13 protein-coding genes are annotated in these 12641 nt (G+C 64.5%); 10 read left to right on the forward strand and 3 right to left on the reverse strand.

Going from position 1 to position 12641, the window contains the following annotated elements:
• The first annotated feature begins 8 nt into the window (after positions 1–8).
• The 4 genes from QOL82_RS04430 (at position 9) to aqpZ (ending at position 3800) form a co-directional block, all read left to right on the forward strand.
• Positions 9–1004, forward strand: coding sequence for a 3-hydroxyacyl-CoA dehydrogenase family protein (locus tag QOL82_RS04430; RefSeq protein WP_283441037.1), 996 nt, complete (start codon positions 9–11; stop codon positions 1002–1004).
• Positions 1005–1047: 43 nt separating this feature from the next.
• The gene (locus QOL82_RS04435) at positions 1048–1701 is read left to right on the forward strand and encodes an aspartate/glutamate racemase family protein (RefSeq protein WP_283441038.1); all 654 of its coding nucleotides are present in this window, start codon (positions 1048–1050) and stop codon (positions 1699–1701) included.
• A gap of 82 nt (positions 1702–1783) precedes the next feature.
• On the forward strand, positions 1784–2746 hold the full coding sequence (locus QOL82_RS04440) for a Bug family tripartite tricarboxylate transporter substrate binding protein (RefSeq protein ID WP_283441039.1): 963 nt from the start codon (positions 1784–1786) through the stop codon (positions 2744–2746).
• 319 nt (positions 2747–3065) lie between these two features.
• Positions 3066–3800: an aquaporin Z gene (aqpZ, locus tag QOL82_RS04445; protein WP_283441040.1), complete on the forward strand. Its 735-nt coding sequence runs from the start codon at positions 3066–3068 to the stop codon at positions 3798–3800.
• A 38-nt stretch (positions 3801–3838) separates the two neighbouring features.
• On the opposite strand, the gene QOL82_RS04450 is transcribed toward aqpZ, so the two are convergent.
• A complete protein-coding gene (locus QOL82_RS04450) occupies positions 3839–5845 on the reverse strand; it encodes a methyl-accepting chemotaxis protein (protein WP_283441041.1) in 2007 nt (668 codons plus the stop codon).
• A 326-nt stretch (positions 5846–6171) separates the two neighbouring features.
• On the opposite strand from QOL82_RS04450, the gene QOL82_RS04455 reads away from it, so the two are divergent.
• Positions 6172–6381: a hypervirulence associated TUDOR domain-containing protein gene (locus tag QOL82_RS04455; RefSeq protein ID WP_283441042.1), complete on the forward strand. Its 210-nt coding sequence runs from the start codon at positions 6172–6174 to the stop codon at positions 6379–6381.
• A gap of 65 nt (positions 6382–6446) precedes the next feature.
• Here the strand turns inward: QOL82_RS04455 and QOL82_RS04460 are convergent, their stop codons facing one another.
• Positions 6447–6842 carry a tautomerase family protein gene (locus QOL82_RS04460; protein ID WP_283441043.1) on the reverse strand — a complete coding sequence of 132 codons (396 nt, stop codon included), beginning with the start codon at positions 6840–6842 and terminating at the stop codon, positions 6447–6449.
• A gap of 46 nt (positions 6843–6888) precedes the next feature.
• Positions 6889–7305, reverse strand: coding sequence for a MarR family winged helix-turn-helix transcriptional regulator (locus QOL82_RS04465; RefSeq protein ID WP_283441044.1), 417 nt, complete (start codon positions 7303–7305; stop codon positions 6889–6891).
• A gap of 213 nt (positions 7306–7518) precedes the next feature.
• Here QOL82_RS04465 and QOL82_RS04470 point away from each other — a divergent pair, with 213 nt between their 5' ends.
• The 5 genes from QOL82_RS04470 to QOL82_RS04490 all read left to right on the forward strand — a co-directional run bounded on the left by QOL82_RS04470 (position 7519) and on the right by QOL82_RS04490 (position 12640).
• Positions 7519–8034: an MAPEG family protein gene (locus tag QOL82_RS04470; RefSeq protein ID WP_283441045.1), complete on the forward strand. Its 516-nt coding sequence runs from the start codon at positions 7519–7521 to the stop codon at positions 8032–8034.
• Between the two features lie 176 nt (positions 8035–8210).
• Positions 8211–8825 carry a carboxymuconolactone decarboxylase family protein gene (locus QOL82_RS04475; protein WP_283441046.1) on the forward strand — a complete coding sequence of 205 codons (615 nt, stop codon included), beginning with the start codon at positions 8211–8213 and terminating at the stop codon, positions 8823–8825.
• 37 nt (positions 8826–8862) lie between these two features.
• Entirely contained in the window at positions 8863–9255 is a 393-nt protein-coding gene (locus QOL82_RS04480; protein ID WP_283441047.1) for a VOC family protein, read from the forward strand.
• A 256-nt stretch (positions 9256–9511) separates the two neighbouring features.
• A complete protein-coding gene (locus tag QOL82_RS04485; protein ID WP_283441048.1) occupies positions 9512–10780 on the forward strand; it encodes an SGNH/GDSL hydrolase family protein in 1269 nt (422 codons plus the stop codon).
• 243 nt (positions 10781–11023) lie between these two features.
• On the forward strand, positions 11024–12640 hold the full coding sequence (locus QOL82_RS04490) for an AMP-binding protein (RefSeq protein ID WP_283441049.1): 1617 nt from the start codon (positions 11024–11026) through the stop codon (positions 12638–12640).
• Position 12641 lies beyond the last annotated feature (1 nt).

A 12641-nucleotide genomic window follows, 5' to 3' on the forward strand; every position in this document is an offset into this window, starting at 1 on the left:
CCGACACCATGGACGCATCGAACACCGCCGCAGCACCCAATCCAGCACAGGCCGCCGGCCTGCCCACGCCATCGCGCGCCTGCGCGCTCATCGCCGGCGGCGGCACCATGGGCGCCGACGTGGCGCTGGTGCTGGCCCGCGCCGGCTGCCGCACCCTGGTGCTGGAGCCGTCGGAAGCCCGGCGCCAGGCGCTCGGCGCCTATCTCGACGCCGGCCTGCAGAACCTCGGCGCGGCGCACCGGCGCGACCGCGTATCGGCCTGCGCGTCCATGGACGACGTCGACTGGCAGGCGGTGGACCTGGTCATCGAATGCATCCCGGAAAAGCTCGCGCCCAAGCAGGCGCTGTTTGCCGAACTCGAAAAGCGCGCGCGGCCCGACGCGGTCCTGACCAGCAACAGTTCCAGCTTCCCGATCTCGGCGATTGCCGAGGGCCTGGCCAGCGCCGCGCGCATGTTCAACCTGCATTTCTTCATGCCGGCGCACCTGGTGCCGCTGGTCGAGGTGGTGCTGGGCGAACGCTCGTCGCCGCCGCTGGCGGAATCGCTGTCGGCCTTCATGCGCGGCTGCGGCATGGTGCCGGTGCTGGTGCGCCGCGACCTGCCCGGTTTCCTGGCGAACCGGCTGCAGCATGCGATGGCCCGCGAGGCATTCGCGATGATCGACGCCGGCATCGCCACCGCCGAGGACGTCGATGCGGCCGTGCGCTTCGGCTTCGGCTTCCGCTTCCTCGCGGCCGGCCCGGTGCTGCAGCGCGACCATGCGGGCATCGATGTGCACTGCCCGGCCGCGGCCACCATGTACCCGTCGCTGGCGACCAACACCGTGCCGGCGAAGGCGCTGACGGAACGGCTGGAAAGCGGCCGCTTCGGCATGAAGACCGGCGAGGGCTTCTACAAGTGGACGCCGGAAACCATCGCCGCCGAGCGCAAGCGCTATGACGACATGCTGATGGCCGGCCTGCGGCTGCTGGCCCCGGAACTGCCGAAGATCGCCGACGAGTAAGCGCGCATCGCTGTCCCTACCCCCCTAGCAAAACTGGAGCCCCATGCCACGCATCGCATTGATACATGCCCTCAGCCACTCGGTGGACCCGATCAACCAGGCAATGGCCAGCGACTGGCCGGAAGCCACGCGCATGAACCTGCTCGACGACTCGCTGTCGGCCGACCTGGCCGCATCGGGCCGCGGGCTGGACGAGACGATGAACAGGCGCTTCCGCGACCTGGCCGACTACGCGGTCGGCACCGGCGCCGACGCCATCCTGTTCACCTGCTCCGCCTTCGGTCCCTGCATCGAGGCGGTGGCCCGCCATTACGCGCCGATGCCGGTGCTCAAGCCTAACGAAGCGATGGTGGCCGATGCCGCCGGCGCGCCCGGCCCGATCGGGCTGATCGCCACGTTCGGCCCGACGCTGACCTCGATGCCGCCCGAGTTTCCTGCCTCGGCGACGCTGCAATGCGCGCTGGCCGAAGGCGCGCTCGACGCGCTCAACCGCGGCGACGCCGAGACGCACGACCGCCTGATCGCCGAGCAGGCCGGGCGCCTGCAGGCCGCGGGCTGCAAGACCATCGCGCTGGCGCAGTTCAGCATGGCGCGGGCGCGCGGCCTGTGCGAGGAAGCGACCGGGCTGCGGGTGCTGACCACGGTCGGCAGCGCGGTCGCTGAACTGAAGCGGCGGCTGGCGGCCGCGGGCGGCTGAACCCGCCGCGGATTGCATCGCCCACGGCATCGCCGATAGCCACACCGACAACAACCATTACAACAGGCAAGGAGACAGAACCATGTTCAGGAAAGCCCTTTTCGCATCGCTGCTGCTGGTGCAGGCGCTGGGCGCGGCAGCCAGCGACTATCCGTCGAAACCGATCAAGTTCATCGTGCCCTATCCGCCCGGCGGCCCGACCGACGCGATGGCCAGACTGATCCAGACGCCGCTGCAGGCCAAGCTCAAGACCCCGGTCATCATCGAGAACCGCGGCGGCGCGGGCGGCAATATCGGCACCGACTTCGTCGCCAAGTCGCCCGCGGACGGCTACACCATCGTGCTCGCGGCAAGCGGCCCGATGGCGGTCAACAGCACGCTGTACCGTTCGATGCCCTTCGACCCGATGAAGGACCTGGCGCCGGTGATCCAGATCTCGGCCTTCCCGCTGGTGCTGGAAGTGCATCCGTCGGTCAAGGCCAACAACCTCAAGGAATTCCTGGCGCTGGCAAAGGCCAACCCGTCAGAGCTTGGCTTCGCTTCCGCGGGCAACGGCACGCCGCAGCACCTGGCCGGCGAACTGTTCAACACCACGACCGGCCTGAAGCTGCAGCACATCCCGTACAAGGGCGCCGGCCCAGCGCTGATCGACGTGCTGGGCGGCCATGTAAAGGTCATGTTCGACATCCTTGGCAGTTCAGTCCAGTACATCAAGTCCGACAAGCTACGCCCGCTGGCCGTGACCACCGCGAAACGCAGCCCGGCGCTGCCCGACGTGCCCACGATGGCGGAGGCCGGCCTGCCGGGCTATGACATTTCGGGCTGGCATGGCATTGCCGCGCCCGCGGCCACGCCCAAGCCCGTCATCACCCAACTGAACAAGGCGATCAACGAGATCTTTGCCGATCCCGAATTCAAAAAGCGCTGGGAAGAGCTGGGCACGCCGATCGTCGGCGGCACGCCCGAGGCTTTCGGCGCGCTGGTGAAGTCCGACACGGTGAAGCTGGGCAAGCTGGTGAAGGACGCGGGCGTCACGGTCGACTGACGGCCAGCTGAAGATGGTCCCGGGTCGGCCGCACAGCCGCCCCGATGCAGCACCCGGATGCCGGAGGCCGCCCGCGCACCCTTGCCGGCGGCCTGCGGCGTCAGATTCACTGCGCTATGTCAAAGTTTTTATCGCAGTGGCGCGCACGATCTAGCCCAACATTACGTCGCCGGCTTCCGGCGCAGCGCCATCCTCCGCTGCGTGCGGCCCGACTGCGCCGGCGCGGGCATGCCGCGGCACACCGGACTTTCCGCAAGTCCCATTTCCCGGCGCACGCCCGATGGTTCGTCTTTCTCCCCTACTGCGCAGGAGGTGTTCCATGTTCCCGAAACTGTTGGCAGAATTTATCGGCACGCTCTGGCTAGTGCTGGGCGGCTGTGGCAGCGCCGTGATCGCCGCGGCATTTCCCCAGCTGGGCATCGGCCTGCTCGGCGTCTCGCTTGCATTCGGCCTCACCGTGCTGACCGCGGCCTATGCGCTCGGCCCGGTGTCCGGCGGCCATTTCAATCCGGCAGTGTCGGTGGGCCTGTGGGCTGGCGGGCGCTTCCCGGTCGCCAACCTGCTGCCCTACATCCTGGCGCAGGTGGCCGGCGCCATCGTCGGCGCGGCCCTGCTCTACCTGATCGCCAGCGGCAAGGCCGGCTTCAGCCTTGCCGATGGCCTCGCGTCGAACGGCTACGGCGAGCATTCGCCGGGCAAGTACAACATGGTCTCGGGGCTGGTGTCCGAAGTGGTGATGACCTTCATGTTCCTGATCGTGATCCTGGGCGCCACCCACAAGCGCGCGCCGGTCGGCTTCGCCGGCGTGGCGATCGGCCTGGCGCTGACGCTGATCCACCTGATCAGCATCCCGGTGACCAACACCTCGGTGAATCCGGCGCGCAGCACCGGCCCGGCCATCATGGTCGGCGGCTGGGCCTTGCAGCAGCTCTGGCTGTTCTGGCTGGCGCCGATGCTGGGCGCGGCGCTCGCGGGCTTTACCTACAAGGCCCTGCTCGAATCGGAGTCCGCCGAATCGCCGCCGATCACGGGACGCATGGAGATCGCGGGTTAGCAGTCGCGGGTCCGCCGCCGCGCATGCGGCGGCGACGCTTACAGCGGATGATGCGGCAATGCGGGCGCCGCGGCGTTCCTGTCCAGCTTGAACACGCTCACCGAGCGTTCCAGCGCGGCGGCCATGTCCTGCAGCGAGTGCGCGGCGGCGGCGGCTTCCTCGACCAGCGCGGCATTCTGCTGCGTCACCTGGTCCATCGAACTCAGCGCCTGGTTCATTTCCTGGATGCCGGCGCTCTGCTCGCAGGATGCGGCCATGATGTCCGCCATGATGCCGGCGACTTTCCGGACGCTGTCGACCACTTCGTCCATGGTGCCGCCCGCCTGCCCGACCAGTTCGCTGCCGGTCCTGACCTTGTTCACGGAATCGTCGATCAGCAGCTTGATCTCCTTTGCCGCGCCGGCGGAACGCTGCGCCAGCGAGCGCACTTCCGCGGCCACGACCGCGAAGCCGCGGCCCTGTTCGCCTGCCCTTGCCGCTTCTACCGCGGCATTGAGCGCCAGGATGTTGGTCTGGAACGCGATGCCGTCGATGACGGTAATGATGTCGACGATCTTCCGCGAAGAGTCGTTGATCGCGTTCATCGTCGCCACCACCTGCGACACGACTTCGCCGCCCCTGGCCGCGACCGCCGATGCGGACACGGCCAGCTGGTTCGCCTGCGTCGCATTGTCCGCGTTCTGCTTGACCGTCCCCGTCAGCTCTTCCATCGACGACGCAGTCTCTTCCAGCGCGCCGGCCTGGTGTTCGGTGCGCGTCGACAGGTCCTGGTTGCCCACCGCAATCTGCGACGACGCGGCGGCCACCTGCTCGGTGCCCTGGCGTATCGATGTGACGACGCCTGCAAGGCCGGCGCTGATGCCGTTCATGGCAATCATCAGCCGGCCGATTTCATCGTGGCTCGGCGGCGTCAGCGTGACCGTCAGGTCGCCTTCCGCCAGCCTTTCGGCGGCCGCCCTTGCCGCGCCCAGCGGCGTCGACACCACGCGCCTGACCATCAGCAGGAACGCGGCAGCGAAGCCGAGCAGCGCAAGCCCGCCGGTCAGCAGCAGCACGTTGCGCATGCTGGTGACCTCGCGCCTGACTTCGTCCACGAAAGCGACGCCGGCAATGGTCCAGTTCCAGTCCTTGTTGGTTTCGTACACCAGCATCTGCTCGGGCTGCAGCACGCCCTCGGCATTGACCGGCTGCACGCGCAGGCTGCCAGCCTTGGCCTGCAGGATGTCCCGGATGAATTCGCGGCCATCGGCGTCGCGCATGCCCAGCGCCTGCTCGCCCTCGCTGCGCGGGTGGACCACGAAGCTGCCGAAGCCGTCGCCTTCCTTGGCGTTCAGCACGAAGAAATAGCCCGACTCGCCCACCTTCATCGACTTGATGCGATCTTTCAGCGCAGCCACGTCGGACGAGATGTCGACGCCGACATACAGGATGCCGATCACCCGGTTGGCCGCGTCCTTCACCGGCACATAGTCGGTCGCATGCGGCTTGCCGAACAGGACCGCCAGGCCGCGATACGATTTCCCCTGCATCAGGCTGGCATAGGCCGGGTGCGACTGGCCCAGCTTCGTGCCGACAGCACGGGCGCCATCGGCCTTCTTCACCGAAGTCGCCACGCGCAGGAAGTCGTCGCCGTGCTTGATGAAGACGGTCGCATTTCCGCCGGTCATCCGGGAGAACCGGTCCACCGCATCGAAATTCAGGTTCAGGTCGGCGTCGCCGTTCTTGAGGATGGGGACGACCGTGCCGCCGGTGTCGACCGTGCGCTGCGCATCGACGGCAAAACTGCCGGGCAGCAGGCTGGCGAACACGTGGGAAAACTTTTCCACCGCGCCCAGCTGGGTCTTATTGAAGGTCTCGATCATGCTCCCGATGTCATGCGTCTGCGTGCCGACCAGCTCGGTCGCGCGTTTTTCCAGCGCATTGGACATCGTGTAGGAGACGAACAGGATCAGTCCCAGAAAAAGGCAGCCGACCAGCGGAAACGTAAACAGGGTGAGTTTGGCTCCGACGGTCCGACGGGCTTGGTTATTGCGGAATATCTTCATGTCCAGTGGGAAAAGTTGAGCTTGCTCCGGGAACCGCAATCGCTGCGGTTCACAAAGTTTCATCATAGCAACTAATCAGCGGTGAGGGACAGGAAAAGTTTACTTTAAGTAAGATTTAACTGCCGGTTAGCAACACTGGCATGGCGGTAACCTTGCCAGGTGGATAACAATTGGGAGGTCGTATAAAGGAATGAAAATAACGCCTGGTCTATCGGCCGCAGGCGTCCTCGTTCCGGCGCTGCATCGTTATCCGGCGCATTCGCTGCTGCCTGAAAGGAACTTCATCCGCCGACCCGTGGTCATTCCTTTAACTTCGAGGAGACGAGATGAGCGATGAATTCCGGGTAGGCGACAAGGTGTCATGGCATTCGCCCCAGGGCATCGTGCATGGCACCATCAAGAAGAAACTCACCTCGCACACCAGCATCAAGGGCCACGAAGTCGCGGCTTCGCCGGACAATCCGGAGTACCTGGTCGTCAGCGACAAGACCGGCGCCGAGGCTGCGCACAAGGCGACTGCGCTGAAGAAGTCCTGACGGGCGAACCCGGCGCACGGCTTTGCCTGGACGCCGGCTGAAACCCCGCGCCGCTTGCGCCGCGTTCAGGCGGGGTGCTGGTAGCGGTACTCCTGCGTGCGCCCGCCGTACCCGTAGGATGCCGCCTTCACATCCTCGACATGGATATAGCTTTCCTCGTGCAGGTCGCCGAGCATCTTCGCCATGCCGTCGAACGCTTCCTTGATGTAGAGCGCCTTCTCGTCCTTGGTATTGGTCTCGTCGGTGATCTTTATATCTAAATAAAAACTGTTCCTGCGCTGCTCCTTCAATGACACGCCGCCGATGATCCAGTCGGCCGGATCGATGTAATCGATCGCAATCGCGGTCACCTCGCGCTTCTTCCTCAGGATGCGGGTCGTCAAATCGAGCAGCAGTTCGGAAATACGCCTGGTCAGTTCAGGGGACTTGGCGGCGCTTACTTTTACATTAAGGATGGGCATGAACATCTCCTATTAGTTAGCTATGCAACTACATGGAAAAAAAATTTTACGTCAGGCTATTGCGCGTGCTTCTCACCTTTTCCACTGTCTCCTTGAAATGCTGCGCGCCCAAATCTTTTTTCAAACGCTGCGTGACCACGGCGCTGGCCGCATTGAGCGCATCCTTCAATTCCTGCGCCGCGGCCGTCGGATAAATCGCATATTCCCTGCCGTCGGCCAGCGTCGGACGGCGTTCGACCATTTCCATCGTCTGCAGCCCATCGAGCGTGCGCGTGGCAGTCGGCCGGGAGATGGCCAGTTCCCTGGCCAGTTCATTCTGCAGCAGCCCCGGCTTCTCCAGGATGACCCGCAGCATGAATGCCTGCGGCGGCGTCATGCCGAACGGCTTGAACGCCTTGGTCCATTCGCGCTCAAGGACGCGGGCAAGCGCGCTGGTGTTGAAGTAGAGGCAGTGATCGAACATGGGATGAATATAGGTGATTATAGTTAGCGTTGCAACTAGTTTTGGATAATTTTGAAGATAGGTTGGCAGCAGCTTCCGTGCCATTTCGCCGGCTAGCCGATGACGAGCATGCGCTCGATCACGACCCCAAGTGAATCGCTTTAAAATCGGCAATCCGAACGAACAGGAGATTCGATGCCGCTAAGCGATAAGCAGGCCGGCGTTGCCAAGGGCATGGGCGCCGGTGTCATGGTTACGCTCGCGGGCATGGCCGGCATGGTGGCGCTGTTTGGCCGGACATTTGGCGGCCCGGACCGGGCTGGCCTTTGTGCGGTGGCTCTGCTCGCGCCGGCGCTTGCTTTGGCGTTCTCGATCGCGCGGCTTGCACGGCATCGCTTCTTCAACGCGGAAGACATCGACGGCAGCGCGTCGAGCGCCGGTTCCGATACCGCGAGGCAGCTGCAATCCCTGCTGCAGAATACGCTCGAACAGGCAGTGCTTGCCGCATTGGCCTATGCGGGCTGGTGCGCGCTTGCGCCGGACTTTCTCATGCCCGCGCTGCCGGCGGCGGCACTGCTTTTCCTGCTCGGAAGAATTCTGTTCTTTGCCGGTTATGCGCACGGCGCACAGTCCCGCGCATTCGGCTTTGCGCTGACCTTCTATCCAACGCTCGCATTGGTCTTTGGGGATGCCGGTTTCGTGATCGTGAACGCCGCAGGGCTGCTTCGCCAGTTTGCCGCAGGCGGATGAATCAGTCCTTATCTGCGCATTGCCTGAGTTGCCGGGCTATGCAGCGGGAAATTCCCGGTTGTGTTTTGCTGCCACCCGGTTTCCAGAACGCCTCCGACAAAACCGACTTGTGATATCGTCCGTCGGTAAAAACAAGCGGGGAATTTCTCTCCGATGACAACCATACGGAGACCGGCTTGAAATTCCTTTATTCGACTTTATTGCTTGCCCTGCTTGCGGGCGGCGCACATGCAAGCGACCGGCTGCCTACCGTTGCGCCGGAAAGCTATACCCCGGAACAGAAGAAGGCGGCCGACGATTTCATGGCTGCGCGCAAGGGTCCGGTCTTTGGTCCGTTCGAGCCCCTGATGCACAGCCCGCAGGTGATGACGCTGGCCCGTTCCACCGGCGACTACCTGCGCTTCAACTCGGCATTGGGGAATATGCTCAGCGAGCTGGTGATCCTGGTCACAGCGCGCGAATGGTCGCAGGACTTCGAGTGGAATTTTCATTATCCGATCGCGCTCAAGGCCGGCATCAAGGCCAGCGTTGCCGATGCGATCCGCGATGGCCGCCGCCCGACCGGCATGACCGAGGACGAGGAAATCGTCTACGATTTCTCGACCGAGCTGCACAAGAACAAGCGCGTGTCCGATGCCACGTTTGCCCGCGCGGACAAGCGCTTTGGCAAGAAGGGCGTGGTCGACCTGACCGGCATCAACGCGTATTACACGCTGCTTGCGATGCAGCTGAACGTCGCGCAGTACGTGTCGCCGCAATATGCGACGAAGATGCCGCGCTTTCCGGAATAGGTTTGGGTAGGTCTTTTCTAAAAAAAGGAGAAATAACTTGTTTAGTCACATCATGGTTGGATCGGACGATATCGAGCGCTCGAAGCGCTTCTACGACGCGGTGCTCGGCACGCTGGGCGCGGGCGAGCCGGCGCGCAACCAGACGAATTCCGGGCACACCCGGCTGTTTTACCGTCATGACGGCAGCACCTTCGGCATCACGGAGCCCATTAACGGCGAGGAAGCCAGCTATGCGAACGGCGGCACGATCGGCTTCAAGTGCAACTCGCCCGAACAGGTGAAGACTTTCCATGACGTCGCGGTTGCCAACGGCGGCACGTCGGTCGAAGACCCGCCTGGCCTGCGCGAAGGCAGCATGGGGCCGATGCACCTGGCCTATGTGCGCGACCCCGACGGCCACAAGCTCTGCGCAATCTATCGCGGCAAATAACACCGGCGATCAAACCGGCGCGCAGCAGGCGAATGCCTGGCAAGCGCATGAGGCCCGAATGTATTCCGGGCCTTTTTCATGTCCGCGGCGCTGAAAGTCCGCGATGGTTTATTCCGGCGCAAAGGATGGTGCGGAGGCGGCACAACGTTACTTTTTCGAGTAAGCCCGATGTAAGGATTGCTGACTACTGTTTTCGGTGCAGGTCCAGAAAACCATAACGAGCCCGGCTTCATCAGGGCAATCACCGGAGACAATAATGACGCAGCAGACACCTTACCCGTTCACTCGCAGGACGGCCCTCAAGTCCATCGTCGCAGCCACCGCGCTTGCGGTCGGCCTGTTCGGCTGCGGCGGCAGTGACAATGACACGCCGCTCGAGAGCCGCTCTTACGCATCATGGACAGCCTCGATGCTGGACGCCACGCAGGCGCGCGCAGGCGCGGCGACGCCGGTCGCGCAGGTCTTCAGCGACCAGTCGATACGCCACGTGCTGCGGCTTTCGCTGGGCGGAGACAGCATCCGGGTCAAGGTGTCCAACCTGTTTGGCAAGGCGCCGATCACGTTCTCGGGCGTGCAGGTCGCCAGGAGCACCGGCGCTTCCAGCATCGACGTGAGCAGCAGCCGCACTGTCACGTTCAGTGGCCAGCCTTCCGTCACGTTGGCCGCCGGCGCGGAGCTGCTCAGCGACCCGATTGCGCTGCCGGTCACGCCGCAGACCAACCTCGCCGTCACGATGTATTTCGCGAGCTCGACCACCGTGGCGACAGTGCATGCGGTCGGCCGCCAGACGTCCTACATCGGCGCCGGCAACCAGCTGGCCGCGGCGTCGATCCCGGCTGCCACGACCGACCAGCGCCAGGCCTACTACGGCCTGACCTCTGTCGAGGCGGCGAGCACCGAGCAGGCCAGGGTCGTCGTCACCTTCGGCGATTCGATCACCGATGGAACCAACTCGACGGTCGACGCGGCCAAGCGTTATCCCAACCAGCTCGACGACAGGCTGAAGGCGGCCGGCCAGGCACGCACGGGCGTGGTCAATGCCGGGATATCCGGCAACCGCTGGATCAATGACATCACCGGTCCCAACGGCAACGGCCGCTTCGAACGCGACGTGCTCAACGTGCCAGGCGTCACCCATACCGTGATACTGCTGGGCGTCAACGATCTCCGCAATTCCTTCCGCTTCCCGGCGGAGGCAGTGACGACCGACCAGCTGATCGCGTCGATGACCAACGCCGTCAGCAGGTCCAAGGCAAAGGGCCTGAAGGTATTGCTGGGCACGATACTGCCTTGCAAGGGCGAGGCATTCTGCCCGGCATCGGTCGATGCGCAGAGGGAGGTAGTGAACGCGTGGATCAGGAATAACCGGGAAGTCGACGGCATCGTCGACTTCGACCGCGCCATCCAGAATCCAGCCGACCCCAGCGCCATCAACCCGGCGTATGACAGCGGCGACCATCTGCATCCGAACGATGCCGGCTATGGCGTGATGGCAGCGACCATCGACCTGGCCAAGCTGCAGTAAACCCTGGCCCGAACGCAGCAAATCCCTTGCCCCTGCCGCACATGTTGCGGCAGGGGCTTTTTGCCTGGCGGATCGGGAACGGCGGCCCGCCCTGGCTGCCAGCGCGCTCCGCACCCCTGCCCGGCCTATTCCCAAAAATTTTCCTTGCCCCGAATTTACTTTAGGTCTAAAGTATTTATTAAAAGCGCGCCGCGGCATGGCGCAACGATCCTGTAGAGACCGGAACGGATAACGGGGACAGAAATGGCAGTGACAGCGTACGTCGACACCTTTGCAGCTGACAATCTTCCGCCGGCCGACATGTGGCCGGAGATGCGCTTCGACCTGCCCGAGCTGCAGTACCCGGAGCGGCTGAACTGCGCGGTGGAACTGCTGGACCGGATGGTTGCATCGGGCCATGCGGACCGACCCGCCATCCTTGGCGCGCATGGCGCCTGGACCTACGCGCAGCTGCTGGACAGGGTGAACCGCATTGCCCGCGTGCTGCGCGAGGACATGCAGCTCGTCACCGGCAACCGCGTGCTGCTGCGCGGCCCGAACAACGCGATGATGGCGGCCAGCGTGCTGGCGATCTGGAAGGCAGGCTGCATCGCGGTGCCGACCATGCCCCTGCTGCGCGCATCCGAACTGGTGGCGATACTCGACAAGGCGCAGGTCAATGCCGCGCTGTGCGCGTTCCCGCTGAAGGAAGAGATGGTGCTGGCGGGCAGCCAGTCCGCGTCGCTCGGCCCGGTCGTCTATTTCAACGACGACGCGCCCGGCTCGCTGGAAGAGCTGATGGCGTCCAAGCCCGCCGGCTTCGAGGCGGTCGACACGCATGCCGAAGACGTCTGCCTGCTCGGCTTCACGTCCGGCACCACCGGCAAGCCGAAAGGCACGATGCATTTTCATCGGGACGTGATTGCAGTCTGCGACTGCTTCCCGCGCTCGACCCTGAAGAGCCAGGCCGACGACATCTTCATCGGCACCCCGCCGCTGGCTTTCACCTTCGGCCTCGGCGGCCTGCTCCTGTTTCCGCTGCGCGCGGGCGCATCGACGGTGCTGCTGGAAAAGCTGTCGCCCGACCTGCTGCTGCAGGCAATACAGAATTACCGGGCGACGATCTGCTTCACCGCGCCGACCTTCTACCGGCAGATGGCGCCGCTGGCAGGCCGGTACGACCTGTCCAGCCTGCGCAAGACGGTGTCCGCGGGCGAGGCGCTGTCGGTCGCGACACGGGAAAGCTGGCAGCAGGCGACCGGCATCCAGATGATAGACGGCATAGGCGCGACCGAGATGCTGCACATCTTCATTTCCGCGGCGGACGGCGACGTGCGCCCGGGCGCGACCGGCAAGCCGGTGCCGGGCTACCAGGCTTGCGTTCTGGACGACCAGGGCGAGCCGCTGCCGCCCGGCACGGTCGGACGGCTCGCGATCAAGGGGCCGACCGGCTGCCGCTACCTTGCAGACGAGCGCCAGCATGACTACGTGCACCAGGGCTGGAACCTGACCGGCGACGCCTATGAGATGGATGCCGACGGCTATTTCTGGTACCGCGCACGCACCGACGACATGATCATCTCCGCCGGCTACAACATTGCCGCGCCCGAGGTCGAGGATGCATTGCAGCGTCATCCGGCGGTCGCCGAATGCGCAGTCGTCGGCGAGCCGGACGAGGAACGCGGCCAGATCGTCAAGGCCTTCGTGGTGCCACGGCCGGAGGCCGAGCCGGGCGATGCGCTGGCGAAGGCGCTGCAGGACTTCGTCAAGCAGGCCATCGCGCCGTACAAGTATCCGCGCTCGATTGTATTCGTCATGTCGCTGCCGCGCACGCAGACCGGCAAGGTGCAGCGTTACAAGCTGCGCCTCGGCAAATGGTGAA

This window comes from Noviherbaspirillum suwonense, from assembly GCF_900182955.1.
GTDB classification, from domain to species: domain Bacteria; phylum Pseudomonadota; class Gammaproteobacteria; order Burkholderiales; family Burkholderiaceae_D; genus Noviherbaspirillum_A; species Noviherbaspirillum_A suwonense.